Annotated in this window: 25 protein-coding genes and 1 tRNA gene; 12 read left to right on the top strand and 14 right to left on the bottom strand. The window is 62.4% G+C overall.

The features are described 5' to 3' along the window. Positions 1-9 precede the first annotated feature (9 nt). The 3 genes from IRZ56_RS07115 to IRZ56_RS07105 all read left to right on the top strand — a co-directional run bounded on the left by IRZ56_RS07115 (position 10) and on the right by IRZ56_RS07105 (position 3,258). Entirely contained in the window at positions 10-654 is a 645-nt protein-coding gene (locus tag IRZ56_RS07115) for a hypothetical protein (protein ID WP_196144301.1), read from the top strand. After that, positions 638-1,762: a hypothetical protein gene (locus IRZ56_RS07110; RefSeq protein WP_196144300.1), complete on the top strand. Its 1,125-nt coding sequence runs from the start codon at positions 638-640 to the stop codon at positions 1,760-1,762. Before IRZ56_RS07115 ends, IRZ56_RS07110 begins: the two co-directional genes overlap by 17 nt. Positions 1,763-2,652: 890 nt before the next feature. Further along, on the top strand, positions 2,653-3,258 hold the full coding sequence (locus tag IRZ56_RS07105) for a hypothetical protein (RefSeq protein ID WP_196144299.1): 606 nt from the start codon (positions 2,653-2,655) through the stop codon (positions 3,256-3,258). A gap of 704 nt (positions 3,259-3,962) precedes the next feature. On the opposite strand, the gene IRZ56_RS07100 is transcribed toward IRZ56_RS07105, so the two are convergent. Continuing rightward, positions 3,963-4,298, bottom strand: coding sequence for a hypothetical protein (locus IRZ56_RS07100; RefSeq protein ID WP_196144344.1), 336 nt, complete (start codon positions 4,296-4,298; stop codon positions 3,963-3,965). Positions 4,299-4,369: 71 nt separating this feature from the next. Between IRZ56_RS07100 and IRZ56_RS07095 the strand changes: the two genes are divergently transcribed. The 3 genes from IRZ56_RS07095 to IRZ56_RS07085 all read left to right on the top strand — a co-directional run bounded on the left by IRZ56_RS07095 (position 4,370) and on the right by IRZ56_RS07085 (position 6,223). Continuing rightward, the gene (locus tag IRZ56_RS07095; RefSeq protein ID WP_196144298.1) at positions 4,370-4,624 is read left to right on the top strand and encodes a hypothetical protein; all 255 of its coding nucleotides are present in this window, start codon (positions 4,370-4,372) and stop codon (positions 4,622-4,624) included. 72 nt (positions 4,625-4,696) lie between these two features. Next, positions 4,697-5,758, top strand: coding sequence for a reverse transcriptase family protein (locus IRZ56_RS07090; RefSeq protein ID WP_196144297.1), 1,062 nt, complete (start codon positions 4,697-4,699; stop codon positions 5,756-5,758). Positions 5,759-5,932: 174 nt separating this feature from the next. Continuing rightward, positions 5,933-6,223, top strand: a complete 291-nt coding sequence (locus IRZ56_RS07085) for a hypothetical protein (protein ID WP_196144296.1) — start codon at positions 5,933-5,935, stop codon at positions 6,221-6,223. 259 nt (positions 6,224-6,482) lie between these two features. Here the strand turns inward: IRZ56_RS07085 and IRZ56_RS07080 are convergent. The 4 genes from IRZ56_RS07080 to IRZ56_RS07065 form a co-directional block, all read right to left on the bottom strand. After that, positions 6,483-6,556 (bottom strand) — tRNA-Gly (locus IRZ56_RS07080). A gap of 116 nt (positions 6,557-6,672) precedes the next feature. Further along, complete coding sequence (locus tag IRZ56_RS07075) at positions 6,673-7,557, bottom strand: alpha/beta fold hydrolase (protein ID WP_196144295.1); 885 nt, start codon at positions 7,555-7,557, stop codon at positions 6,673-6,675. A 480-nt stretch (positions 7,558-8,037) separates the two neighbouring features. Continuing rightward, a complete protein-coding gene (locus IRZ56_RS07070; protein ID WP_196144294.1) occupies positions 8,038-8,730 on the bottom strand; it encodes a pseudouridine synthase in 693 nt (230 codons plus the stop codon). Between the two features lie 29 nt (positions 8,731-8,759). Next, entirely contained in the window at positions 8,760-8,981 is a 222-nt protein-coding gene (locus tag IRZ56_RS07065) for a cysteine-rich CWC family protein (protein ID WP_196144293.1), read from the bottom strand. A 205-nt stretch (positions 8,982-9,186) separates the two neighbouring features. Here IRZ56_RS07065 and IRZ56_RS07060 point away from each other — a divergent pair, with 205 nt between their 5' ends. After that, positions 9,187-9,639 carry a hypothetical protein gene (locus IRZ56_RS07060; protein WP_196144292.1) on the top strand — a complete coding sequence of 151 codons (453 nt, stop codon included), beginning with the start codon at positions 9,187-9,189 and terminating at the stop codon, positions 9,637-9,639. 10 nt (positions 9,640-9,649) lie between these two features. Here the strand turns inward: IRZ56_RS07060 and IRZ56_RS07055 are convergent, their stop codons facing one another. Next, the gene (locus IRZ56_RS07055) at positions 9,650-10,756 is read right to left on the bottom strand and encodes an enoyl-CoA hydratase/isomerase family protein (protein WP_196144291.1); all 1,107 of its coding nucleotides are present in this window, start codon (positions 10,754-10,756) and stop codon (positions 9,650-9,652) included. A gap of 126 nt (positions 10,757-10,882) precedes the next feature. Here IRZ56_RS07055 and ung point away from each other — a divergent pair, with 126 nt between their 5' ends. Continuing rightward, complete coding sequence (gene ung / locus IRZ56_RS07050; protein WP_196144290.1) at positions 10,883-11,575, top strand: uracil-DNA glycosylase; 693 nt, start codon at positions 10,883-10,885, stop codon at positions 11,573-11,575. Between the two features lie 104 nt (positions 11,576-11,679). Here ung and IRZ56_RS07045 read toward each other — a convergent pair whose 3' ends face one another. The 5 genes from IRZ56_RS07045 to IRZ56_RS07025 form a co-directional block, all read right to left on the bottom strand. Further along, positions 11,680-12,711, bottom strand: coding sequence for an AbrB family transcriptional regulator (locus IRZ56_RS07045; RefSeq protein WP_196144289.1), 1,032 nt, complete (start codon positions 12,709-12,711; stop codon positions 11,680-11,682). Continuing rightward, the gene (locus tag IRZ56_RS07040; RefSeq protein ID WP_196144288.1) at positions 12,704-14,218 is read right to left on the bottom strand and encodes a tripartite tricarboxylate transporter permease; all 1,515 of its coding nucleotides are present in this window, start codon (positions 14,216-14,218) and stop codon (positions 12,704-12,706) included. Before IRZ56_RS07040 ends, IRZ56_RS07045 begins: the two co-directional genes overlap by 8 nt. A 3-nt stretch (positions 14,219-14,221) precedes the next feature. Beyond that, positions 14,222-14,680, bottom strand: a complete 459-nt coding sequence (locus IRZ56_RS07035; RefSeq protein ID WP_196144287.1) for a tripartite tricarboxylate transporter TctB family protein — start codon at positions 14,678-14,680, stop codon at positions 14,222-14,224. A 177-nt stretch (positions 14,681-14,857) separates the two neighbouring features. Beyond that, positions 14,858-15,838, bottom strand: a complete 981-nt coding sequence (locus tag IRZ56_RS07030) for a Bug family tripartite tricarboxylate transporter substrate binding protein (protein WP_196144286.1) — start codon at positions 15,836-15,838, stop codon at positions 14,858-14,860. Between the two features lie 32 nt (positions 15,839-15,870). Then, positions 15,871-17,160, bottom strand: a complete 1,290-nt coding sequence (locus IRZ56_RS07025) for an OprD family porin (protein WP_196144285.1) — start codon at positions 17,158-17,160, stop codon at positions 15,871-15,873. A gap of 199 nt (positions 17,161-17,359) precedes the next feature. On the opposite strand from IRZ56_RS07025, the gene IRZ56_RS07020 reads away from it, so the two are divergent. Continuing rightward, complete coding sequence (locus tag IRZ56_RS07020) at positions 17,360-18,031, top strand: response regulator (RefSeq protein WP_196144284.1); 672 nt, start codon at positions 17,360-17,362, stop codon at positions 18,029-18,031. Then, positions 18,024-19,403: a sensor histidine kinase gene (locus tag IRZ56_RS07015; protein ID WP_196144283.1), complete on the top strand. Its 1,380-nt coding sequence runs from the start codon at positions 18,024-18,026 to the stop codon at positions 19,401-19,403. Before IRZ56_RS07020 ends, IRZ56_RS07015 begins: the two co-directional genes overlap by 8 nt. A gap of 153 nt (positions 19,404-19,556) precedes the next feature. Here IRZ56_RS07015 and IRZ56_RS07010 read toward each other — a convergent pair whose 3' ends face one another. Beyond that, the gene (locus IRZ56_RS07010) at positions 19,557-20,363 is read right to left on the bottom strand and encodes an HDOD domain-containing protein (protein WP_196144282.1); all 807 of its coding nucleotides are present in this window, start codon (positions 20,361-20,363) and stop codon (positions 19,557-19,559) included. A gap of 53 nt (positions 20,364-20,416) precedes the next feature. Continuing rightward, on the bottom strand, positions 20,417-21,358 hold the full coding sequence (locus IRZ56_RS07005; protein WP_196144281.1) for a YgfZ/GcvT domain-containing protein: 942 nt from the start codon (positions 21,356-21,358) through the stop codon (positions 20,417-20,419). Positions 21,359-21,491: 133 nt separating this feature from the next. Between IRZ56_RS07005 and IRZ56_RS07000 the strand changes: the two genes are divergently transcribed. Both IRZ56_RS07000 and IRZ56_RS06995 read left to right on the top strand, forming a co-directional pair. Then, positions 21,492-21,746, top strand: coding sequence for a succinate dehydrogenase assembly factor 2 (locus tag IRZ56_RS07000; protein WP_043206462.1), 255 nt, complete (start codon positions 21,492-21,494; stop codon positions 21,744-21,746). Then, entirely contained in the window at positions 21,730-22,197 is a 468-nt protein-coding gene (locus IRZ56_RS06995; protein WP_196144280.1) for a protein YgfX, read from the top strand. The genes IRZ56_RS07000 and IRZ56_RS06995 overlap by 17 nt, the downstream gene beginning before the upstream one ends. Positions 22,198-22,316: 119 nt before the next feature. Here IRZ56_RS06995 and nadB read toward each other — a convergent pair whose 3' ends face one another. Then, positions 22,317-23,921, bottom strand: coding sequence for an L-aspartate oxidase (nadB, locus tag IRZ56_RS06990; protein WP_196144279.1), 1,605 nt, complete (start codon positions 23,919-23,921; stop codon positions 22,317-22,319). Between the last annotated feature and the right edge of the window lie 122 nt (positions 23,922-24,043).

Genomic DNA, 24,043 nt, shown 5'->3' with positions numbered 1-24,043 from the left:
GGTCGAGCCATGGTGCATGAGCATGAGTACAGCCTGCTCGGCGGCATAAACCGAGCTGTCATTGGCCGCTACATCACACTGCTCGCAAGCAGCGTCTCTGCAGCACTGGTGTTTGTGGTGCTCACACTTGTTGATCTGGCAAAGCACTTCAACCTGAACGTCAATGTCCCACCTACGCTGATGTCGCTCATCGGAGCGGGTGTCGTCTTCACCGTTTTGTACGCGGCTTTCAGTCGTGCGGTATGGAAGTGGCCATGGGCGGTTAGATTTCTCAAAGTGCCTGATCTCTCGGGCGAATGGGAGTGCACGGGTACCACGCTTGATGATGAGGGCAACGTCCGTTTCACTTGGCATGCGGTTGTGAACATCACGCAATCTTGGGACAAGATCCGTGTGCGGCTCAAGACAGCGCAGTCGTCCTCTTACAGCATCACTGCAGCCTTGGCGTTTGATGAAGCGGATGGCTACACGCTGCTTTACAACTACAAAAATGAACCTAGGCCCGGAGAGCCCGTGCTCAGGGGGCATCAAGGTAGTGCAAACCTGTTGTTCTCAAAAACGCTGGATACCGCCTCTGGCGACTATTTCAATGGTTATGGGCGGCCTACGTACGGTCGAATGGAGCTGAGAAAGAAGAATGAGCAACGGAGTTAACGAAAGGATTAGCCGGCTGCGCTCTCGTCGTTCGGGTCTCGACCGGGCAAGCGTGGTCACCCAGGATGCCAAGGAATTCATCGTCAACCGTAGCCGGAACCAGGAGGCTTGGGAGAATCGAGCACGCGACAAGCCGCACACCACCTTCGCATTGGGTGCAATGCAGGAAGTCGATCCCACCTACACGAGGATCAGTCTTGAAACCGCTGAGCGCGTTCGCAATCAATTGGAAAAGCGTGTGGGTGGAGGCGTTGCGTTCGAGCTGCAGGGTTCTGTGCCGCTCAACGTTCACATCCGTGGTGTGAGTGACGTCGATCTGCTGATCCTTGATGGCGGTTTCCTGATCTATGATACCAACGGCATGAATGCAGGAACCGGGTATTACTCGGCGACCCCGGGTAAGACGTCAGTGGGGGTGTTGAGTGCTTTGCGTTGGGAAACAGAGCGAGCGCTGCGCGCCGCGTTTCCTTCGGCCACCGTGGATGCCAAGGGTGCCAAGGCCGTGAAAATCTACGGTGCCTCTCTCGCTCGACCTGTCGACGTTGTGCCGGCGCACTGGTACGACACTGCGGCCTATCAATCGTCACGACAAAAGCATGATCGTGCGGTCACGATTCTGAACGCTCACAAGATGTCCACGATCAACAACTGGCCGTTCCTGCATATCAAGAAAATCACGGATCGCTGTGGCTCCACACTCGGTGGTCTCAGAAAATCGATCCGGCTCTGCAAGAACGTCAAGGCTGAGCTGGAGGCGGAGGGGCGGTCAGTTAACCTCTCCAGCTTCGACCTTGCCTCGATCATGTACCACGCCAACATGGGGCACCTGACTGCTGGCTATGTGTACGAGTTAGCGATCCTGGCAGAGACACAGCGCTACCTGGATTACCTCTGGATTTACAAGGACGAGGCCAGGCGGTTGCGCGTGCCTGACGGTTCCCGCGCTATCTTCGACACAGAGGACAAGTTTGACGGCTTGCTTGCGGTGTCGAGTGCCATGGATGAGCTGATGCGTGAGGTCGCAAAGGAGCAGAGTTATGCGCTGAGACTCCAGCTCAAGCCCGGCTTGCAGGAAAGCCGCAACGCGGTGATGCAGTTGTATATTTAATGTGTAGGGAAGGTGCACACTAAACGGCCAGGGGCATTGAGCGCTTGGTCTGGGAAACGGCTGTCGGGGCTTATCGCGCGGATCTGTCGGCCATCCCTGAATGACCTGTTCGATCAATACAGGCGCAGCCCCGGTATGGATGCGATCGCTCGATTGACCCCGGCGTGTATAAGCTCTCAAGGCTATGTTGCATTGCTGACGTCGCTCCAGGTAAGCCTGCGAAGAAACGTCCACTTTTTTGATCATGGCTGTCACATAGAAATGCGATCACGGCTGCGCCAGCATCTGTGCATAGGGCTGCAGCGGCAGCTCCTGGAGAATGGGGCCGCCTCGGAGATGCTAGTCGAAGACCTTTTGGGGTAGAGCGTCCCGGTTTGGCTAACCCTGACTAAACACTTTCCGACCGCATGTCAAAAAAAATCAAGAACGATAGATCTTTGAAGTCAAAGGTTAAAAGCAGCGACAGCTGATGCTACCGAAAGGCGCGATTTCCTCCATGCTCCAAGGGGCAGAGAAGGGCAAGTTGACCTGGCCGATCTTTTTGAGCCTAAAGCAAACACCAGAAAAGCATGCGCCTTAGCGTCCAACCCGATCCCAGAAAAACGGTGGCATGGAGATCCCGCTGTTCTATGGGTCTCTAATACTCCATCTTCAAAAAAATTTTGCAGGGCAGAATTTGATATCCTGCTCAAATTTGTGATGGATGTCACAAACATGGGTTTTTTTGAGGGTGGGAGCATCAGATGCAACCCTCAACGGGGGGGCTTGACGCTTCAGCAATCGTGGAATTTTCTCTTGCGCGGTGCTAGAAGCTGCCCTGTTTTTTGCTCCGGATGTTGCACGGGCGCAATGTACATTTCTTGGTTCATGACGCATATGAGGATGTAGCTTTGAGCGATGTAGGAGTGATCGAGCGTGTGCTATATGTGGTGGATAAGTGCCTCCGAAGCCAATTCCCTGACGACTACCACAAGCGGTGCATGTATGCGTCCTTTGGTATTCACCGGCTCCTTGAGGGAATGGGTTACAAGCCGGAGATTGTCGGCGGAGATTTCTTGGCTTTTGTCATATCGAAGGATGGGCGTGACGCCACGCTCCAAGGCTATGGCTCGCCCAATGAGCCTGTCTCTCACTTCTGGGTGGAGCTCGAAGGAGCGATCATAGACCTCGGGACTTACTACCTACCCACCGAGTCGAGTTACCCTGCAAGCGAAATGCCGGCAATCTACTGGGGGAGGCAGTATGCTCTACCCAAAGGGCTCAGATACCGCGAAACAACGCGCTGTGCGTCATCTGAGTCCTCGTACCTAGATCCACATATCAGAGAGAAGATGACGCCCTTCTTGGAGGCCTGTGTGGTCCGTATGGCGAAGCCACTCGTGAAGCCCAAACTCGGGAAGTGGTTGGCTACCAGTCCCTCGTCTGTACATAAGGCGGCTGTGAAAGGAGATCTCTGGGCAAGGTCGTTGATCCGCTACCAGACGATGCAGGGTTGACAATCAAGGGGTGCGGCCTATTGAGGTCAATAGCCCAAGTGACCGTTCTCAGAGGCATCTGGCCGGACATCCTGGATAACCTGGAGTGATTCTAAGATCACGTTAGTTCGCGACTATTGGAGAGGGGAGTACCTGCAGCCGGGGGGAGCAGGTCAGCAGCCTAGGGATACGCTGCTGACCCAATGACACTACTTCCCGCGAGGTTTCCCAGCGTCGCTGCGCTTGTCGCGGATTTGCCCGTCTTTGTTGCGAGAGCGAGGCTGCTCACCACCGCCTGGCTTCGGGACGTTGACGTTCGGGTTGATAGGGCGACGATCTGTCATACGGAATCTCCTGCGTTCAACAATGTGAGGTACGAGGTGTTCGGTAGGTCGCAAGCCACTTTAGAGGAACCACATCATGCGGTGTTTTGGTCGGTGGCTGGGCACAACATAATGCGCTTCGCTTCAGGCTGCAAGTACCTTGGATCCAATTGTGTGCCGTTTTCACGGAAGCTGGACGAGTGCGTCGAATGGGCGCAGGCAACGGTGAGCGCTACCAGTCAGGGAGGTCGCTGATCATGTATGGCAGACCCAAGCCTCAACAGACCCGAGAAGTGACTGCTAATAAATGCGATCTGTCTCTTGATACGTGGGCCTAATCAATTTTTTGACTTTTAATCAGCCAATAAATTGGCTATTTAGTGGCGATATTTTTAGTCACAATTATGAGTTGCTGCCGCTTCGCTTGTTTTGATAAATATGCACTCGCTGGATGTGACCATCCAGGTGCTCTTTAAACATGACTTGAAATCGGGCTTGCAGTTGTTGACCGGGAAACTGGTCGGCCTTGGGGTTCTCCTTGGCTCTCTTCGCGGCGCAGGTTGTTGCCGCTGCCCTCAATCCTTGGTGCGTAGCGCCTGGGGGTAATCCCACGGTTCGCCAAACGGTGAACTCAACGGTGCCCCTGAAGCGTTGCGCTACGGCGGAGTGAAAGCGGCGGTAAAGCGGCGGACGGCTTATCAAGGACTTGATAAGCAGAACTGTGGTTTGTAGTGGCATCTTCAGCGTTCCTTTCGGCCCGGAAAGCTTGGCGGCGGGGCTAATTCGGCCTGTCGACGGGAACTTGAGTCATGAGCAATTTAAAGAAACTGGCGCGCCGCAAGGCTCGTCATTCGATGCACAGCAATGAAGATGCACGCGTCATCAAAGCGGCCTCACCTGAACCAGTGAAGCCAGGGGGATCTGCTGAGATCAAGGCAAAGGCGCAAGCTGCAGCCAAGTACATCATGCGAATCCCTTACTACTGCTGGTTGTGGGAAAAGGCTTGTAACGGTGTGGAGGTCCTCAGCACAGTAGTAATGCCTTACGTTGAGAACATCCTATGACGCAACAAACCACATCATTCGAATTCCCAGGGGCCGGTTCATCTGGGCCGGCCCCCATTCGGAAATTTTGCCATGGAAGTGCTTCGTTACCCATACAGCCCCATCCATAGTCTCAACGCCCTCGCTCGTGCGCTGGATGAGCCTGCTGAGCGCCTTGTGGCGATTGCCAAACGCAGCTCTCGTCTTTATCGCTATGTTCCCCAGAAAAAGAAAGACGGCATAACCCCGCGTCATACCTATGATGCGCATGAGCCGTTGAAAAGCATTCAACGTAAAATCGTCGATCGAATGCTCACTAAGGTGTCTTACCCTGATTACCTGCAGGGCGGCATCAAAGATGCCCGCAACCCACGTAGCATCTATGCGAATGCACGTGTGCATGCGGGATCAAAGGTTGTCATTCTGCAAGACATTGCCGACTTTTTCCCTTCCATCACCGTCGCGCATGTTCGCGAGGTTTTTTCGAAGCTCTTCGGCTTCTCTCATGATGTCGCCCAGTTACTGGCCAACCTAGTTACCCGGGAAGGGCAGGTGCCGCAGGGAGCGAGCACGAGCAGCTACCTCGCAAATCTTGTTTTTTGGGATATCGAGCCAGCCTTGATCGAGCGCTTGAAGGCGAAGGGACTGCGCTACTCCAGGTTTGCCGATGACATCACGGTGTCCAGTAAAGCGGAGATTACTCAGGATTCGGTCACGCAGATCATCGGCTCTGTCACGTGGATGCTGGGTCAAAAGGGCTGTCGTCCCAAGCGCAGCAAGCTCCACGTGCGCAAGCGCGGCCAGGCACTGATTTCCGACGAAAAAATCAATGCTGTGACGGTCACCGGCTTGGTCATAGACCGCTCTTTTCCCGGTCTGCCCAAGAAGGAAAGGATGGCCATCCGCGCTGCTGTGAAGCAGTTGGAAGATAGCGCCTGTGAATGGCCTGAGGGGCCTCCCGCTGAGGAGAAAAAGGCAATCCAGCGCTTGATGGGGCGCATCGGTCGTCTAATCGCATGTGGCCATCCAGATGGGCAGCGACTTAAGGCACGCGTACGCACGGTAACGAGGCTAGTCCCTTTGATTGAGCGTTACACACCAAACGTGGTTGAAAGCGTAACTCTGAACCAAACTGCTCAAGATCCCGCCCAGTAGGCCTAGATTTCGTACATCGCCTCGCAGCTCTCTCCGGTGCGCTTCTCCTAGGCCTGGGAGATATTGTTCTGCCCATTGAGTCCAAATGATCGATCGTGTTCCGGGAAGTGGTGTAACTCATCATGGCTCTGGCCACTGAGTTTCTTTCTCGAAAGCCTGCGCGACCCGACTTTCATGTCCCGGTGGTTCGTCAACCACCACCATCAGATGGGCGCGATCATCGAATGGGGCAGGCGGCCCGCTGAGGAGCCTCTGGAGAGTTGCAATCAAACGCTCACGGAGCTTGCCGGAAAGCTGGAGAAGCTCCCTGAGGCCGAACGCGCTATCGTCATGAAGGGGGCCAGCGGTGAGCGCTGGATGAAACTGACAAAGAAGGGAATGCTCGACATCGTGAACGGATTGCTGGCACAGCATTGGCCCGATGCGCTGGTATGTGAAGACGTTGCACTGGTCGAACAGTACTAGCGTCATTACGATGACTAGCGAAGTCAGCATCGAGATCAAGGCTCCGAACGGCCACAAGGTCAGGTCAGCGGCAAGCCTACGGGAGTAGCCTGCCAAGCGGCCTCTGAGTAAACGAATGGAGGCTAATCCGCTTGGCTTTCCAGGCAGACAGGTTGCGGGATCTTGGTTTTTTTAGGGGGCAGGTGACAGCACCCAGAGAAGATTGGGCGAGGGGGCAGGAAGCCAGGGGGAGTGGGATCAGAGGCTCTAGATCAAGGGTTGGAGCGGGTAGAGGGAATCGAACCCTCCTCAATAGCTTGGGAAGCTATAGTTTTACCAATAAACTATACCCGCTTCAGAGGCCGACATTTTTACCAGATCCCCCAAGGCCTGGAAAGCCCGAGTGTGTAAAAAGACCTGTCGGCGACTTGTAGCCCAAGGTGATACAGGGCCACAGGTCGCCGAACCTCTCAGATAGCCAGTGCATGCTGCCCCTGTACGTAATGACTGCGTTGACGGGGCTGGCGTACGGTCGGCTTGAGGAAACCGAGCATAGCGGCACGGGTGTCCTCGCAGGCGCTCTTGTGCTCCATGTCTAGGAAGTGGCCGGCGTCGCGGATCACGCTGAAGTGGCTCTGGCCCACGTGCCGGCTGAAGTGCCGGGCATCTTCGACGGTGGTGTACTCGTCACGGTCGCCATTGATGAACAGCACCGGGATGTCGATGTTGCGCGCCGCCTTCAATGCCCGCTCCAGGTCATGGTCAAGCACCTGGTTGATGTGGAAGTGCATCTGCGCGTACTCGTGGCTGTCCAGGCTGCTCACATGCCGGTAGTTGAAGCGCTTGAACAGCGACGGCAAGTACTTGCCGATGGTGTCGTTGACCAGATTGCCGACCTGGTAGCGGTCGCAGGCGGCCAGGTACTGGCAACCGCGTTCCAGGTAGTCGCGCATCGGTGCATTGATGATCGGCGAGAACGAACTCACCACGGCCTTCTTCACCCGCCGCGGCTGGTGCGCCAGCGCCAGCAGGGTGCAGGCTCCGCCCCAGGAGAACGACATCACATGGTCGGCCTCGAAGTGCTCGATCAGCTCGAGGAGAATGTGCGCCTCGGTTTCCTTGCTGATCAGGCGTTCCTGGTGGTTGTGCGGCTTGGACTTGCCCGCGTAGGGCTGGTCGTACAGCACGACGTTGAACTGGGGGTGCAGGTTGCGCACCGTCTGGGCGAAAGAGGCCGTGGTGGCCAGGGAGCCGTTGATCAGGATGATCGTCTTCTCGGCTGCTTCCGCGCGATAGAACTCCGTGTAAACCCGGTACTGACCTTGAATATCAAGCACAGCGATTTCTGGCCTCATGTCATCGACTCCTGGCGCAAAAAGGGTATTCGCGTGACCTAGGGTGCACGTTGTTTATGACAGGTAGGCATTCGCCTGGAAGAGAAACCGGGAGCCCTTGTGTCGATCCTTGGCAGGCGTGTCGACGGTATTTGTTCTAGGTGGGCAATCTGCCGTGCCCCAAGACATCGAGGCCCTGGGTGGCCGGCAAAAAGGCGTCTTGGACTGCGGGAGTGACTGTTTGGTCACATGCAGACCGACCAGTTTGATTCAAGCAGCAGGGTAGGGATCGTGCAAGTGCCGTTTGGAGGATGCGCGACGGAAAAACGCTGGGGGAAGGTGGGCAGCAGGGCCGGCCCAATCGCGGGACAAGCCCGCTCCCACAGGGGCAGCGCTGTCAACAAGACCGAGCAGGACCTCCACAGGCTCATTAGGGGCGGTGCGCTCCTTGTGGGAGTGGACTTGCCCCGCGATTGGGCCCTGACTGGCGACCCGCAGAAGTCAGACCATCGCGATCTCTTCGGCCGTAAGGTCGCGGTATTCCCCCGGTGCCAGGGCTGGGTCCAGGTCGATGCCGCCCATCCGCTCTCGGTGCAAGCCCACCACCTTGTTGTCGAAATGCCCGAACATGCGTTTGACCTGGTGGTAACGCCCTTCGACGATTGCCAGCCGCGCCAGGCGCGGCCCCAGGATCTCCAGATGCGCGGGCTGGGTGGTGAGGTCTTCGAAGGCGAAGTACAACCCTTCGCGGAACCTGGCCGCGTAGTGCTCGCCGATCTCGTCTTCGGTATGCACCTGGTAGACCTTTGCCAGCTTCGTCTTTGGTTGGGTCAGGCGCCTGGACCACTGGCCATCGTTGGTCAGAATCATCAGGCCGGTGGTGTTGTAGTCCAGGCGGCCAGCGATGTGCAGGTCTTCGCGCAACGCGGCCGGCAACAGGTCGAGCACGGTGGGGTGCTGCGGGTCGTGGGTGGCGCTGACGCAACCGGTGGGCTTGTGCAGCATCAGGTAGCGCGCCGGACGCCCAGCCTGGAGCACTTGGTCATCCACTTCGACGCGGCTGAATTCGCGTACGTCTCGCTCGGGCTCGACGGTCACCACACCGTCGACGCGCACGCGCCGCTGGGCCAGCAGCAGGCGGACCTGCTGGCGGTTGTAGCAGGGCAGGTTGGCGAGGAAGCGGTCGAGGCGCATGGGGGCGGTCTTGAGAAAAGTGGCGGATTCTAGCGTGTTGCCGCCGTCTGCGCTGCCTTGAGCCGGTCATCCACCGCCGCGCAGCGCGGGCACAGGCAGGCCTTGTCGCGTAATGCCTCGGGCAGGGCCTGGAGTACCGCCGGGTCGATGGTCACGCCAAAGCACCAGCATGGCTGCGTAGCGCTGCGAGGGTCTGCCAAGGTGCACTGGTTGAGGGCGCCACACGCAGGGCAGCGTTGGGGATCGTTCATGGTGCGAACCGCGATGTACAGGGATGAAGCCGATTCTACCGGGGAAAAACCTTGCCGGCTTCCGGTCGTCGACAACCTGTTTCAATTCATTGCAAAAAGGGCACTGGACCTTCGCTTGATGGTCTGATCGGGTGTCGATGAACGCATTTGCATCGACGCTCGCCAGCGCCGCTGTGTCGGGCAGCCTGCGGTCCAGGAGGCCGCTATGTACCGTCGAATTCTGCTGATCGCCTTGTTGGGCCTGCTCACCAGCGCCTGTGTTCCCTATTACGAGGATGGTAGGTACTACCGCTCGGACTACTACACGAGCGATCGCTACTACTACCCCAGCTACTACCGTCACGACCGTTACTATGTCGCGCCGCAGCCGCGCTATTACCAGCCCCGGTATTATCAACCGGCACCCCGCTACTACCGCTCGGCGCCTTCGCCGTACTACAAGCCATACCCCGCCCACCGCGTGAACCAATGGCATGGCAACCCGCGTAACGACTATGGCAACCGTCAGCGCTACGACTATGGGCGTGACAGGGACCGACACGACTATCGCAACGACAACCGCCGCCACCAGAACGAGCGCTGGCATTCCAACGGCCGTGGTGACGACAATCGTCGGCCTGATGGCCGGCGTGGGGACAACCGCCACTGGCAGCGCTGATCACTGAATTTCAGCTCAGGTCGGCCAGCGGGTGCCGCCCTTCCCACACCTTGGCGAAATGCGCCTCCACCACTGCCGCTGGTACCTGGTCGATATCCGGCCAGTGCCAGCGCGGCTGGTTGTCTTTGTCCAGCAGGCGAGCGCGCACGCCTTCACTGAATTCCGGGTGCCGGCAGCAGTTCAGGCTCATGGTGTATTCCATCTGGAACACCTGGGCCAGCGACAGGTGCCGGGCGCGGCGGATCTGTTCCCAGACCAGGTGCGCAGTCAGCGGGCAGCCTTCGTGCAAACGCTGCCCGGCCTCGGCCAATAGCGGGTCGGCATGCTTGCTCAACCCTGACAAGGCGCGCCAGGCCGCCACTGGATCGGCCACGTCGAGCAGCGCGTCGATCATTTCCCGACGCGGCAGCCACTGGGCTGCGGGCAGTTCGGCACAGGCCCGGTGCTGCTCGGCCTTGAGCAGGCTGTTCAATTGCAAGGCGGTCTGCTCCTGCCAGTTCAACTGCAGCAGTTCCTCGATCAGCGCCTCCTGCTGTTGCTCGCCGAGCAGGCGGTCGGCCAGGCCCAGGTCCAGGGCGTCGCGGGCGTTGATCGGCGCCCCGGTCAAGCCCAGGAACAGGCCGAGCTTGCCCGGCAGGCGGGCAAGGAACCAGCTGGCGCCGACATCGGGATACAGGCCGATGCTGATCTCCGGCATGGCCAGCCGGCTGCTGGGCGTGACGATGCGTACCCCGGCACCTTGCAGCAGGCCCATGCCACCGCCGAGCACATGGCCATGCCCCCAGCACAGCAGGGGCTTGGGGTAGGTGTGCAGGCGGTGGTCGAGCCGGTACTCGGCAGCGAAGAAGGTGGTAGCCAGGGGCGGCACGCTGCCGGGGTGCTCGCGGCAGGCATGCACCAGGGCACGAACGTCGCCACCGGCGCAAAAGGCCTTGGGCCCATTGCCGCGCAGCAACACGCAAACGATGCCCGGGTCTTCGGCCCAGGCGTGCAGGTGTTGGTCGAGCACCTCGATCATCGGCAGGCTCAAGGCGTTGAGCGCCTTGGGCGCATCCAGGGTGGCGATGCCGATGCGCGCGCCATCGACTCCGGTGAGTACCTCGCATTGAATGGACATGGGCAACCTCGCGAACGTCATCGCACAAGTATGGACCTCACGCGTGATCATGCCGGTCGTCGGTCGGATCGATTGACAAGGCCGGACGGCTTACCTAGTGTCGCGCCATTGTTTACGGATGGCCCCATGACTGACGACGATCGCATCAAGCTCGAGCCCGGTTGGAAAGCCGCGTTGCGCGCCGAGTTCGACCAACCCTATATGCAGCAGCTACGCGAGTTCCTGCGCCAGGAATACGCGGCCGGCAAGGAGATCTACCCGCCTGGGCCGATGATCTTCAATGCCCTGAACTCCACGCCGTTGGACAAGGTGAAGGTGGTCATCCTCGGCCAGGACCCGTACCACGGTCCTGGTCAGGCCCATGGCCTGTGCTTCTCGGTGCAGCCGGGCGTGCCCACGCCGCCTTCGCTGGTGAACATCTACAAGGAACTGCAGCGCGACCTCAACCTGCCGATCCCCAACCATGGCTACCTGCAACGCTGGGCCGAGCAGGGCGTATTGCTGCTCAACACCACCATGACCGTGCAGCGTGGCAACGCCGCCTCCCATGCCAACGCGGGTTGGCAGCCGTTCACCGACAGGGTCATCCAGGTGGTCAGCGAGCAGTGCGAGAACGTGGTGTTCCTGCTGTGGGGGTCTCATGCCCAGAGCAAGCAGAAGCTGATCGATGGCACCAAGCACCTAGTGCTCAAGTCGGTGCACCCATCGCCGTTGTCGGCGTATCGCGGGTTCTTCGGTTGCGGGCATTTCAGCCGGACCAACAGCTTCCTCGAGCAGCGTGGGCTGGCGCCTATCGACTGGGCGTTGCCGCCGTTGTGACCTGAAAGAGGGCCGCTTCGCGCCCCATCGCCGGCAAGCCGGCCCCCACCGGATCTCTGTGGGAGCCGGCTTGTCGGCGATGGGGCGCAAAGCGGCCCCTTATGTCAGCGCTGATGCGTCACCCAATACCTGAACAACGGCTCGGCCAGAAACAGCACGAACAACAACCGCATCATTTGCAGCGCCGTCACCAACGGCACCGACAGCTGCAAGGTCTCCGCCGTCAGGCTCATCTCGGCGATGCCCCCGGGCATCATCCCCAGCGTCAGCGAGCGCAGGTCCAGCTGCGTCATCACGCTCAAGGCCCAGGCTGCGCTGGCGGCAATCAGCATGCAGAGGAAGGTCGCCAGCAAGGTACGCCCCAAGAACGACGGTGCCCGCCGGAAGAACGCCCGGTTGAAATGGCAGGCCAGGCCGCTGCCGATCAGCCACTGGCCAACCTGGCTGGCACCGTTTGGCAGGCCGATCTGCAGGTTGCCGGCCAGGCTCACACTGGCGGCTACCAGCAATGGCCCGAACAGCCACGGGTTTGGCTGGCGCAGGCGTTGCCAGGCCAGGGCGACCAGTACGCCAAGCGGTGCGATCAACGCCAGCCAACCCCAGCTGACGCTGCCTGAATGGGTCAGCGGTACGCCATCGCCGAGCAGGAACTTGAACAGCGCCGGTATGCACAGCACCACCGCCAGTACCCGCAGGCTCTGAGCTGCAGCCACCTGGCTGATCACCGCGCCATTGCGCGCGCCGAGGTTGACCATTTCTCCGGCACCGCCCGGCATGCTGGCGAAGAACGCCGTGGCGCGGTCTTCCCCGGTGCGCCGCAGCAACCACACGCTGATCACGCTGGAGAACGTGGTGAACAATGCCCCGAACAGGATCAGGGCGAAATGGCCGGCGACCTGCTCGATCACCGCCGGGGTGAAATGCAGGCCGATGCCGATACCGATGATCCATTGGCCGCATTTGCGGCCGTTGGGGATTTCCGTGAGCTGCCAGGGCGTCAGGCAGCGCACCAGAATGATCGCCAGCAGTGAACCGACCATCCACGGCAAGGGCCAGCCGACCAAGCTTGCGAGAAACCCGCCAGCAAGGCCGACCAGCCCGGTCGCCCAGAACAGCGGCAACGACCGGTCAGGCATCGGCCAGCGCCCGGCGTTGCAGGCTGCGTTTGCGCCAGATGCGCAGCAGCGGCAGGCTCAGCATGCAGAGGGTCAGTACCCAGACGCCCATGCTGATCGGGCTCGACCAGAGGATGCCCAGTTCGCCATTGGAGATCGACAGGGCGCGGCGCAGGTTCTGCTCCATCAGGCCACCGAGGATGAAGCCCAGCAGGATCGGCGACAGCGGGAAGTCCAGCTTGCGCAGGATGTAGCCCATGATGCCGATACCGACCATCAGGAACAGGTCGAAGGTGGTGGCATGCACGGCGTACACGCCGATCCCGGTGATGATGGCGATCACCGGCACCAGGGCCCAGTTCGGCACCGCGAGAATACGGGTGAAGATGCGGATCATCGGGATGTTCAGGATCACCAGCATGATGTTGGCGACGAACAGCGACGCGATCAGGCCCCAGACGATGTCCGGTTGCTGTTGGAACAGCAGCGGGCCGGGGGTGATGTTGTACAGGGTCAGCGCGCCGATCATCACTGCGGTGGTGCCTGAACCCGGTACGCCCAGAGTCAGCATCGGTACCAGGGCGCCGCAGCAGGAGGCGCCGATAGCCGTTTCCGGGGCCGCCAGGCCACGGGCGTCGCCCTTGCCGAACTTGCCTTTGTCACCGGCGATGCGCTTCTCGGTCATGTACGCTACGGCACTGGCCAACGTCGCGCCGGCGCCGGGAAGTACGCCCATGACGAAGCCGAGCAGGCCGCAGCGCACGTTGACGACGAACACCGAGGCCGCCTCCTTGACGTTGAACAGCATGCGCCCGGTGGCCTTGACGGCCTGGTGGCCATGGTGGGTCTTTTCCAGCAGCAGGAGGATTTCGCTGATGGAAAACAGGCCCAGCACCAGCACCACGAACTGGATGCCGTCGGCCAGGTGCACGCTGTCACCGGTGAAGCGGTACACGCCGCTGTTGGCGTCGATGCCGACGCTGGAGAGGAACAGGCCGATCAACGCGGCGATGAACGTCTTAAGTGGTTTGTCGCCGGCCATGCCGCCCAAGGCAACGATGGCGAATACCATCAACACGAAGTATTCCGCGGGGCCGAAGGCGATTGCCCATTTCGCCAGCAGCGGTGCGAACAGCACCATGCCGCACGTGGCGATCAAGGCGCCGATGAACGAACTCCAGGCCGACAGCGACAGGGCCACGCCAGCCAGGCCCTGGCGGGCCATGGGGTAGCCGTCCAGGGTTGTCATCACGGTGGACGCTTCGCCGGGGATGTTCAGCAGGATCGAGCTGATGCGCCCGCCATACTCGCAGCCCAGGTAGACCGCGGCCAGCAGGATCAGCGCCGACTCAGGCGGCAGACCCAGGGCGAAGGCGATGGGGATCAGCAGGGCCACGCCATTGATCGGGCCCAGGCCCGGCAGCAGGCCGACCACGGTGCCGATCAGGGTGCCGGTCAGGGCCGTGACCAGGTTGTACGGGCTCAGGGCGACGCCGAAGCCCTGGCCCAGGTAGCTCAAGGTATCCATGTGTCAGTTCTCCAGTACGTCCAGCAGGCCAAGGGGCAGGGGCACATCCATCACGCGGTCGAACAGCCAGTACAGCAGCAGGCTCATGGCGGCGACCACGACCACGCTGTGCAGCCAGCGGCCGCCGTACAGCCGGGCCATGGGCACGCCGACCAGAATGGCGCTGAGGATGAAGCCCAGAGGCTCGAAGGTGCTGGCGAAGACGAGTAGCAGGCCGACGCAGGCGACGATCTTGACCAGGCTCTCGCGGTCGAGCTCCGGCTCGTCATCCTTGCGCACGATCGGTGTGGGGCGGATGGCCAGGTAGAGCAGGGCCAGGCCCATCAGCCCGAGCATCAGCAGGGGATAGGCACGGGGGCCCACCGGCTCGTAGGAAAACGCGGCCTGGTAGGGCCAGGCCATCACGGCCAGGGCGGCGCACACCGCCAGCAGGGCCAGGGCGAAAAGGCGTTGCAGGATCATGAAGGAATCCTCGTTGTCTTTCGGCAAAACGTGGCCCCTGTGTAGGAGCGGCCTTGTGCCGCGAAAGGGCTGCATGGCAGCCCCGGCGATTGATGCGGTATCGTTCGACACCTGGGGCCGCTTGTGGCCCTTTCGCGGCACAAGGCCGCTCCTACAAGGGGAGCGGCGCAAGGCGGGTCACTGGATCAACCCGAATTCCCGGGCCAGCGCCTTGTAGTCGGCCACTTGCTTCTTCACGTAGGTGTCCAGCTCCTGGCCGGTCATGGCGAACGGGAACAGCTCGCGTTGGTCGCGCAGCTTGGCGAAGTCCTCGGAGGCCAGCAGCTTGTCGAACGAAGCCTTCCACCAGGCGTAGTCTTCGTCACTGACTTTCGGCCCCAGGTAGAAGCCGCGTACCACCGGCCAGACGATGTCGTAGCCCTGTTCCTTGGCAGTGGGGATGTCCTTCATTTCCGGCTCGTCCAGGCGGTTCTCGGCGAACACCGCGAGAATGCGCATGTCACCGCTCTGGATGTGCGGCATGGAGTCGGAGATGTCGGTGGAGCCGACCTGGATGTGCCCGCCCAGCAGCGCGGTGGCGATTTCACCGCCACCTTCCAGGGCCACGTAGCGCAGGTCGCGCGGGTTGATGCCGGCGGCCTTGGCGATCAGCGCGGTTTGCATCCAGTCCTGGCTGCCGACGGTGCCGCCGGAGCCGATCACCACCTTGCTCGGGTCTTTCTTCAACGCCGCGACCAGGTCATCGAGGGTCTTGTAGGGGGAGTCGCTCTTGACCGCGATCGCGCCATAGCTGGTGCCGACCGCCGCCAGCCACTTCACGGCATTTTCATCGAAACGACCGAACTTGCCCTGGGCCAGGTTCAGCAGCGAACCGCTGGACCAGGCCACGAGGGTGCCGGCATCGGCCGGGCGCTGGGCGACCACGGCGTTGTAGGCCACCGCGCCGACACCGCCGGGCATGTAGGTCACGCGCATGGGTTTGGACAGGATCTTCTCGTTGACCAAGGCGCTTTGCACCAGTTTGCAGGTCAGGTCGAAGCCGCCGCCGGGCGAGGCCGGGGCGATGCATTCAGGGCGTTTCGGTTCGGCGGCCAGGGCGTTGCCGGCCAGCAGCAGGCAGCCGGTTGCGAGGACGAGGCGGCGCAGTGAAAAGGTCATCGTCTTTCTCCGTGAGCGTTGTTGTTATTGGGTTACCACAGAGCCACGCTGTAGCTCACCAGCAGCCGCACTTCGTCGGCATCGCGGGCGAAGTTGGAGCGGAAGGTGGCATTGCGCAGGCGTACGGCGACGTCCTTCAACGGGCCGCTTTGTACCACGTACTTGAACTCGGTGTTGCGCTCCCACTCTTTGCCTTCGCCGCCGTCGGCGCGGCTGACGTTGTCGCCGCTGATGTAGCGGGTCATGAAGGTCAGGCCGGGGATGCCCAGGGCGGCGAAGTTGTAGTCGTAGCGCGCCTGCCAGGAGCGCTCGTCGGCACCGGCGAAGTCGTTGATCTGGACGAAGTTGACCAGGTAAGGGTCGGCGCCGTCGACATAGGGGAAGGCGCTGTCGCCGGACAGATGCTGGTAGGCGGCGCTGAACTTGTGCCCGCCTAGGGCATAGCTGAGCATGCCGTTGACGGTGGTGTTGTCGATGTCGCCGGCCTTGGCCTGGCCGGCATCGTCGCTGACCGCCAGGCGCAGGTCGGCGCCGAAGGTGCCCGGGCCCCATGGCTGGGTGGCGACCATGCCGAGGAAGTGCTGGCGATAGATGTCGTCGAGCTGGGCGAAGTGGTAGCTGCCGGTGATGCGGTCGGTGAACTGGTAGTCCAGGCCCCCAGTGTCGAAATGGTCGGCGCTGAAGGTACCGCCGAAGCGGCCGTTCTTGTTGTTGAGGGCCAGGTCTTCCCAGTTGGTGTCGTTGCGGTCCTTGGCCTTTTCCAGGCGTGCACCGGTGAAGGTCAGGCCTTTGATCTCCTTGGAGGTGACCAGGCCACCTTCGAAGGTCTGCGGCAGGATGCGCCCATCGTTGGGCTGCAGGGTCGGCAGTTCGGGGATCAGGGTGCCGATCTTCAGTTCGGTCTTCGAGACCTTGACCTTGCCGGTCAGGCCGAGCTTGGCGTATTCGTCGGCGGCCTTACCGTCGTCATGGGTGGGCAGCAGGCCGCTGCCGGTGCGGTCGGGGCTGGAGTCGAGCTTGATGCCCAGCATCCCCAGGGCATCCAGGCCGAACCCGACGGTCCCTTCGGTATAGCCGGACTCGAAGTTGAGCATGAACCCCTGGGCCCATTCGTCGCGCTTGGACTGCTGGCTGCTGGTGCCATCGCGGAAGTCGCGATTGAAGTACATGTTGCGGGTTTCGAAGGTGGCCGTGCTGTCTTCGAAGAAAGCGGCCTGGCTCATCGGGGCGACACCGGCGAGGGCGACGGCGCTGGCGATGACGGAAGGGCGTACGTACGGGGAACGGGTAGGCGCGAGGGCCTGAGGCTGCGTGGACAGCATCGTCGATGACTCCGTTTATTGTTCTTATCGGTTGCACCTTGCTGGTGCTTTGTTCGGCGCGCGGGGCGACCGTGGTGCGATGCTAGGTAATGAACCTTTCGCTAACCTTTCAGCGTGAAAGGTTTGCCGCGAGGGCTTCACAGGCCCTTCGACGGCGTTACACTCCGCGGCAAAGCCCCACCCGATCAGGGAGAATCCGATGCGTGTGTTGCTGGTCGAAGATCACCTGCAACTGGCCGAAAGCGTGGCCCAGGCCCTCAAGAGCCACGGCCTGACCGTGGACGTGCTGCACGATGGCGTGGCCGCCGACCTGGCCTTGGCCAGCGAGGATTACGCCGTGGCCGTGCTCGATGTCGGCCTGCCACGCATGGACGGTTTCGAGGTGCTGGCGCGCCTGCGCGGCCGTGGCAAGACCCTGCCGGTGCTGATGCTCACTGCACGCAGCGACGTCAAGGATCGGGTCCACGGGCTGAACCTGGGGGCCGACGACTACCTGGCCAAGCCCTTCGAGCTGACGGAGCTCGAGGCGCGGGTAAAGGCCCTTTTGCGCCGCAGCGTGCTGGGCGGCGAACGCCAGCAGCGCTGCGGCCCGCTGGTCTATGACCTCGACACCCGCCGTTTCACCCTGGGGGACGAGGCCCTGACCCTGACCCAGCGCGAGCAGAGCGTGCTCGAGGCGTTGATCGCCCGCCCAGGCCGGGTGATGAGCAAGGAGCAGCTGGCCGCCCAGGTGTTCGGCTTGGACGAGGAGGCTAGCCCCGACGCCATCGAAATCTATATCCATCGCCTGCGTAAGAAGCTCGATGGCCACCCGGTCGCTATCGTCACCTTCCGCGGGCTTGGCTACCTGCTCGAGCACCGCGATGCGTGACAACGGCAGCCTGCGCGGGCGCCTGCTCGGCAACCTGGCGCTGCTGTTGGTGGTGCTGATGCTGGCCAGTGGCCTGAGCGCCTACTGGAATGGCCGCGAAGCCGCCGACACTGCCTACGACCGTACCTTGCTGGCCTCGGCGCGGACCATCGCCGCCGGCCTTTCCCAGCGCGACGGCACGCTCAGCGCCGATGTGCCCTACGTGGCCCTGGACACCTTCGCCTACGACAGCGCCGGGCGCATCTACTACCAGGTGCTGGATATCCACCGCGCGCTCATCTCGGGCTACGAAAACCTGCCGGCGCCACCGCCCGGTACCCCGCGCACCGACGACTACCCGGCCCTGGCGCGGTTCTACAACGCCACCTACCTGGGCCAGGACGTGCGGGTGGTCAGCCTGCTCAAGGCGGTCAGCGAGCCGAACATGAACGGCATGGCCGAGATTCGTGTGGCCGAGACCGAAGAGGCGCGGGTGCGCATGGCCCGGGGGTTGATGGCCGATACCCTGCTGCGCCTGGGCATGCTGGCCCTCGGCGCTCTGGTGATGGTGTGGTTCGCGGTCAGCGCTGCGTTGCGCCCACTGGAACGCCTGCGCACGGCGGTGGAAGAGCGCCAGCCCGACGACCTGCGGGCCCTGCCGGTGGTGCAGGTGCAGCGGGAACTGGGCCCGCTGGTGCGCGCCCTGAACCATTTCACCGAACGCCTCAGGGGCCAGTTCGAGCGCCAGGCGCAGTTCATCGCCGAGGCGGCCCATGAGCTGCGCACACCACTGGCGGCGCTCAAGGCGCGGGTGGAGCTGGGGCTGCGCTCCCAGGAGCCGGAGCAGTGGCGCCAGACCCTGGAGAGCGCCGCCCAGGGGACCGACCGCCTGACCCATCTGGCCAACCAGTTGCTGTCCCTGGCGCGCGTCGAAAACGGCGCCCGGGCCATCGCCGAAGGCGGCGCCCAGCGCCTTGACCTGAGCCAGCTGGCCCGCGAACTGGGCATGGCCATGGCACCGTTGGCCCATGCCCGGGGCGTGGCCCTGGCCCTGGAGGCCGAGGCGCCGGTGTGGCTCAAGGGCGAGCCGACCTTGCTCAACGAATTGCTCAGTAACCTGGTGGACAACGCCCTGGCCCATACGCCGAAGGGCGGCAACGTGATCCTGCGGGTACTGGCGCCAGCCGTGCTCGAGGTGGAGGACGATGGGCCGGGCATTCCCCTGGAGGAGCGCGAACGGGTATTCGAGCGCTTCTACCGACGCAGTGCCCAGGGCACCGGGCTGGGCCTGGCGATCGTTGGCGAGATCTGCCGGGCACACCTGGCCCAGATCAGCCTGCATGACGGCGAGAAGGGTGGGCTGCGGGTGCGGGTGAGTTTTATCGCCGATTGATCCAGCCGCTGACAGCTCACCCACCTGTGCCAACCCCTGTAGGAGCGGGCTTGTCCCGCGATCAAGGGCGAAGCCCTTGCCAGGCGACGGTGATATCAGGCCCGACCTAATCGCGGGACAAGCCCGCTCCTACAGGGGAGGACCAGCGCTCTGCTAGCGCAGCATGCTCCGCGCATCGAGCAGGTCGGCGACGTCCAGTTCCATGCCCTGGGGCAAGCCCAGGTGCTGGTAGGCCGGCAGGGCAGCCAGTGGGCGGCTGCGGTTGCGATGGCTGAGCAGGCGTGCGATCTGCACGATATCGATGTAGTCGATCTTGGCGGTGCGCCGGTCCAGGTCCTGTACCTGGCTGGGCAGCTTGACCAGTTGTTCGGGGAACTCCCAGGCACTGAGGATCTTGTCGCCCAGCACCGGGTGGATCTGCTCGATCACGTAGTGCAGGCACACCGGGTCCGAGAGCAGCTCGTTATGCTCCTCGGCGTAGATCAGCACCGGCAGCGCACCGATCTGGTGGACCAGCCCGCCCAGGGTGGCCTGGTCAGGCTTGAGCTGGGTGTAGCGCCGGCACAGTTCATAGCTGATGCCGGCCACATCCAGGCTGTTGGCCCAGATATCGCGCAACTTGTGTTCTACCGACGGCGAGCGGGCATGGAAGATCTGCTCGATCACCAGGCCGATCGCCAGGTTACAGCTGTAGTTGATGCCCAGGCGGGTAATGGCGGTGTGCAGGTCGGTGACTTCCACCGAGGCCCGCAGCAAGGGGCTGTTGACCACCTTGATCAGGCGCGCTGAAAGGGCGGCATCGCGGCCGATCACCCGGCTCAGGGCGGCGACGCTGATCTCGCTGTCCTCGGCGGCCTCGCGGATGCTCAGGGCAACTTCCGGGAGGGTCGGCAGGACCAGGTCGTCCTTTTCGATGGCTGCGAGCAATTGTGCTTGAACCATCTCGGCCAGCTTGTTCATGTAGCTTCTCTAACGCAGTGGTGCGGCCCCGCCCAGGCGGCGGGGCAGGCTGGTCAGCGCAGGATTTCCCGGTCGCGGTCCAGTTCGTAGGGCAGGCTGAGCACTTCCAACCTTGGGCCTTCGAGGCTGCCCAGGTGCAGGTTGTCGTCTTCCACCGCCTCGGCGCTGAGCACTGCCAGCAACTCGCAACCTTGGCCGGTGCTGGCGGCGATCACCACTTCACCCACCGAGGAGCCATGGGTGGGCGAGAAGATCTCGGCACCCGGCGCGGGCACGGTGTCTTGGGCCAGGGCCAGGCGGTACTGGCGACGCTTGAGCTTGCCCAAGTACTGCATGCGCGCGACGATCTCCTGGCCGGTGTAGCAGCCTTTCTTGAAGCTCACGCCGTCGACGGCTTGCAGGTTGATCATCTGCGGGATGAACAGCTCGCGGGTCGGGCCCATGACCTGGCCGATGCCCGCGCGGACCTGGCCGAGCAGCCAGTCGTTGAGGGGGGCTTCGGTCAGGTGCGTGGCGAGCACCTGGCGCACGGTGTGCGCTTGCGCGGCAGGGGCCCAGAGCTCCACGCGGCCGCTGCTGACCGCGATGGCGATCAGGTCGTCATGGCGTACCGTGGCACCCGCCTCGGCAGGTATCGCCAGGCCCAAAGCCTGCAGCGCGGCATCGCCCCGCTGCAGGCCGAAACGCGCCCAGACAGCGCTCTCGTCGGCCAGGGTGGCCTTGGAGAACACAGCATACTTCTTGAGGTCGGCCAACTGCGCGTCGAGCAGTTCGCTGGCCATGGCCAGCAGGTAGCCGTTGCCTTCAGGAAGGATACGGAAGCTCGACTGCATGCGACCCTTGACCATGCAGCGCGCACCGAGGCTGGCGTGCTCCAGGCTGAGGTAGTTGAGGTTGCAGGTCAGCTGGCCTTGCAGGAACTTGCCGGCGTCGGAGCCGCGGACGGCGAGGATGCCCTCGTGGGACAGGGGACAGAAGAAAGCGGAATCGGCCATGGGTCATCGCGGTTGCTTGAGACTGGCGGCCATCATAGAACGCTGGTAACAAAATAGGTAGGTGACTAGACCAACGCCTTGTGCCGCCGCGACCGCCCCGCTGTATACTGGCCGCCCATTCGAGGAGGGCCCCATGGTCGAACAAACTGAACTCAACCGGCTTTTCTGGCACAGCCGCCGCGGCATGCTGGAACTGGACGTGCTGCTGGTGCCATTCACCCAGGAGGTCTACCCCACCCTGAGCGAAGCGGACCGCGAGCTGTACCGTCGCCTGCTGACTTGCGAAGACCAGGATATGTTCGGCTGGTTCATGGAGCGCACCGAGTCCGACGACCCCGAGTTGCAACGCATGGTTCGCATCATCCTGGATCGTGTCCAGCCCAAGTGAGCATTTCCAGTGCCGTTGGCGAGGCTCACGCCTGCTGCTGACGGCCTACCTGGCCTGCCAGGTGCTGGCATGCTTGGCCCTGATCTCGAGCGCGCTGCCCTGGTGGCTCGGCCTTTCCCTTGCCGTTGCCTGCCTTGCCCATGCCTGTTGGGTGATTCCCCGACACATCCTGTTGACCCACCCCGAGGCCATTACCGGCTTGCGTCGTGACCCGTCGGGCTGGCGTGTGTTCAGCCGTGCTCGAGGGTGGCAACGGGTGCGGTTATGTCGGGACAGCATGGCGTTGCCCGGGTTGGTGGTGTTGCGTTTCGCAAGGCCGGGGGCTTGGCTTGGCCAGGGTCAATGCGTGCCGCGCGACGCCTTGGATGCCGAGCAGCATCGGCGCTTGCGGGTGCGACTGAAGTTCAGTCGCAGGCGGTGGGCCATTGCGCAGGGCGAGCAGCAGCGCTGAGCCAGGGAGAACTGCCTTGTTGCTTGCCCGGCCCTATCGCTGGCAAGCCAGCGCCCACAGGTACGGCGGCCGTAGGACAGGTGGGAGCCGGCTTGCCGGCGATGGGGCAAGCACGAATCTCAGAATGGCTCGAGGACGGTGTCCTTGGCCTCGGGCAGCATCCCCGGGTAATCCAGGGTGTAGTGCAGCCCTCGGCTTTCCTTGCGCTGCATCGCCGAGCGGATCATCAGCTCCGCCACCTGGGCCAGGTTGCGCAGCTCGATCAGGTCGCGGCTGACCTTGTAGTTGCTGTAGAACTCGTCGATTTCGTCCAGCAGCAGGCGTACGCGGTGTTCGGCGCGTTGCAGGCGTTTGCTGGTGCGCACGATGCCTACGTAGTCCCACATGAAGCGCCGCAGTTCGTCCCAGTTGTGCGCGATGATCACGTCCTCGTCCGAGTCGGTGACCTGGCTCGCGTCCCAGCAGGGCAGGGTGGTGGGCATGCCCACTTGCTCGAGGTGCGCCTCGATGTCGGCGGCGGCTGCGCGGCCATAGACGAAGCATTCGAGCAGCGAATTGCTGGCCATGCGGTTGGCCCCGTGCAGGCCGGTGAAGCTGGTTTCGCCGATGGCATACAGGCCAGGCACGTCGGTGTGCCCGCGGTCGTCGACCATCACCCCGCCACAGGTGTAGTGGGCCGCCGGCACCACCGGGATCGGCTGACGGGTGATGTCGATGCCGAATGCCAGGCAGCGCTCGTAGACCGTGGGGAAATGGCTCTTGATGAAGTCGGCCGGCTTGTGGCTGATGTCCAGGTACACGCAGTCCACGCCCAGGCGCTTCATCTCGTGGTCGATGGCCCGGGCCACGATATCGCGGGGGGCCAGCTCTTCGCGCGGATCGAAGCGTGGCATGAAACGCTCGCCGTTGGGCAGGCGCAGCAAGGCACCTTCGCCGCGCAGGGCCTCGGTGATCAGGAAACTCTTGGCCTGGGGGTGGTACAGGCAGGTGGGGTGGAACTGGTTGAACTCCAGGTTGGCCACCCGGCACCCGGCGCGCCAGGCCATGGCGATGCCATCGCCGCAGGCGCCGTCGGGGTTGCTGGTATAGAGGTAGACCTTGGCCGCGCCACCGGTGGCCAGCACGGTGAAGCGTGCGCCGAAGGTGTCGACTTCGCCGGTGTTGCGGTCCAGCACGTAGGCGCCCAGGCAGCGGTCGCCCGGCAGGCCCAGGCGACGCTCGGTGATCAGGTCGACCGCCACTCGCTGCTCCAGCAACTCGATGTTCGGCCGTTGCCGGGCCTGAGCCAGCAGCGCGGTGAAGATGGCCGCGCCAGTGGCATCGGCAGCATGGATGATGCGCCGATGGCTGTGCCCGCCCTCGCGGGTGAGGTGGAATTCGAAGCCGCCGTCATCGACGCTGTAGTGCTCGTCACGGGTGAAAGGCACGCCTTGCTCGATCAGCCATTCGATGGCTTCGCGGCTATGCTCGACGGTGAAGCGCACGGCGTCCTCATGACACAGGCCTCCACCGGCATTGAGGGTGTCCTCGACATGGGACTGCACGGTATCGGTGTCATCCAGCACCGCGGCGACGCCGCCCTGGGCCCAGAAGGTCGAACCGTTGGCCAGGTCGCCCTTGCTCAGCACGGCGATGCGCAGGTGGCTGGGAAGGTTCAGTGCCAGGCTCAGGCCAGCGGCACCGCTGCCGATCACCAGGACATCATGTTGGAATTGTTGGCTCATGTCTTGACACTAGTAATCTTGAGAGGGGGAGCGGCACAATAGTCATGCACAGATGGCATTGTGAAACTATCGTTGATCCTGTCCGGCTGCCTTTATAGCAGCCACAGGTGCCTGATTTCCAA

Origin of the sequence: Pseudomonas guariconensis (assembly GCF_015680235.1) — a bacterium.
In the GTDB taxonomy this organism is placed as follows: Bacteria; Pseudomonadota; Gammaproteobacteria; order Pseudomonadales; family Pseudomonadaceae; genus Aquipseudomonas; species Aquipseudomonas guariconensis_A.
This window is presented reverse-complemented; position numbering and strand designations above follow the sequence as displayed.

Coding starts and splice junctions, on each gene's coding strand:
- IRZ56_RS07070 (WP_196144294.1), bottom strand. CDS start 8,730: ATGCGCCTCGACCGCTTCCTCGCCAACCTGCCCTGCTACAACCGCCAG.
- IRZ56_RS07085 (WP_196144296.1), top strand. CDS start 5,933: ATGTCCCGGTGGTTCGTCAACCACCACCATCAGATGGGCGCGATCATC.
- IRZ56_RS07030 (WP_196144286.1), bottom strand. CDS start 15,838: ATGACCTTTTCACTGCGCCGCCTCGTCCTCGCAACCGGCTGCCTGCTG.
- IRZ56_RS07095 (WP_196144298.1), top strand. CDS start 4,370: ATGAGCAATTTAAAGAAACTGGCGCGCCGCAAGGCTCGTCATTCGATG.
- IRZ56_RS07115 (WP_196144301.1), top strand. CDS start 10: ATGGTGCATGAGCATGAGTACAGCCTGCTCGGCGGCATAAACCGAGCT.
- IRZ56_RS07000 (WP_043206462.1), top strand. CDS start 21,492: ATGGTCGAACAAACTGAACTCAACCGGCTTTTCTGGCACAGCCGCCGC.
- IRZ56_RS07055 (WP_196144291.1), bottom strand. CDS start 10,756: ATGTCCATTCAATGCGAGGTACTCACCGGAGTCGATGGCGCGCGCATC.
- IRZ56_RS07040 (WP_196144288.1), bottom strand. CDS start 14,218: ATGGATACCTTGAGCTACCTGGGCCAGGGCTTCGGCGTCGCCCTGAGC.
- ung (WP_196144290.1), top strand. CDS start 10,883: ATGACTGACGACGATCGCATCAAGCTCGAGCCCGGTTGGAAAGCCGCG.
- IRZ56_RS07045 (WP_196144289.1), bottom strand. CDS start 12,711: ATGCCTGACCGGTCGTTGCCGCTGTTCTGGGCGACCGGGCTGGTCGGC.
- IRZ56_RS07110 (WP_196144300.1), top strand. CDS start 638: ATGAGCAACGGAGTTAACGAAAGGATTAGCCGGCTGCGCTCTCGTCGT.
- IRZ56_RS07005 (WP_196144281.1), bottom strand. CDS start 21,358: ATGGCCGATTCCGCTTTCTTCTGTCCCCTGTCCCACGAGGGCATCCTC.
- IRZ56_RS07020 (WP_196144284.1), top strand. CDS start 17,360: ATGCGTGTGTTGCTGGTCGAAGATCACCTGCAACTGGCCGAAAGCGTG.
- IRZ56_RS07060 (WP_196144292.1), top strand. CDS start 9,187: ATGTACCGTCGAATTCTGCTGATCGCCTTGTTGGGCCTGCTCACCAGC.
- IRZ56_RS07090 (WP_196144297.1), top strand. CDS start 4,697: ATGGAAGTGCTTCGTTACCCATACAGCCCCATCCATAGTCTCAACGCC.
- IRZ56_RS07010 (WP_196144282.1), bottom strand. CDS start 20,363: ATGAACAAGCTGGCCGAGATGGTTCAAGCACAATTGCTCGCAGCCATC.
- IRZ56_RS07025 (WP_196144285.1), bottom strand. CDS start 17,160: ATGCTGTCCACGCAGCCTCAGGCCCTCGCGCCTACCCGTTCCCCGTAC.
- IRZ56_RS07065 (WP_196144293.1), bottom strand. CDS start 8,981: ATGAACGATCCCCAACGCTGCCCTGCGTGTGGCGCCCTCAACCAGTGC.
- IRZ56_RS07015 (WP_196144283.1), top strand. CDS start 18,024: ATGCGTGACAACGGCAGCCTGCGCGGGCGCCTGCTCGGCAACCTGGCG.
- IRZ56_RS07100 (WP_196144344.1), bottom strand. CDS start 4,298: ATGCCACTACAAACCACAGTTCTGCTTATCAAGTCCTTGATAAGCCGT.
- nadB (WP_196144279.1), bottom strand. CDS start 23,921: ATGAGCCAACAATTCCAACATGATGTCCTGGTGATCGGCAGCGGTGCC.
- IRZ56_RS07075 (WP_196144295.1), bottom strand. CDS start 7,557: ATGAGGCCAGAAATCGCTGTGCTTGATATTCAAGGTCAGTACCGGGTT.
- IRZ56_RS07035 (WP_196144287.1), bottom strand. CDS start 14,680: ATGATCCTGCAACGCCTTTTCGCCCTGGCCCTGCTGGCGGTGTGCGCC.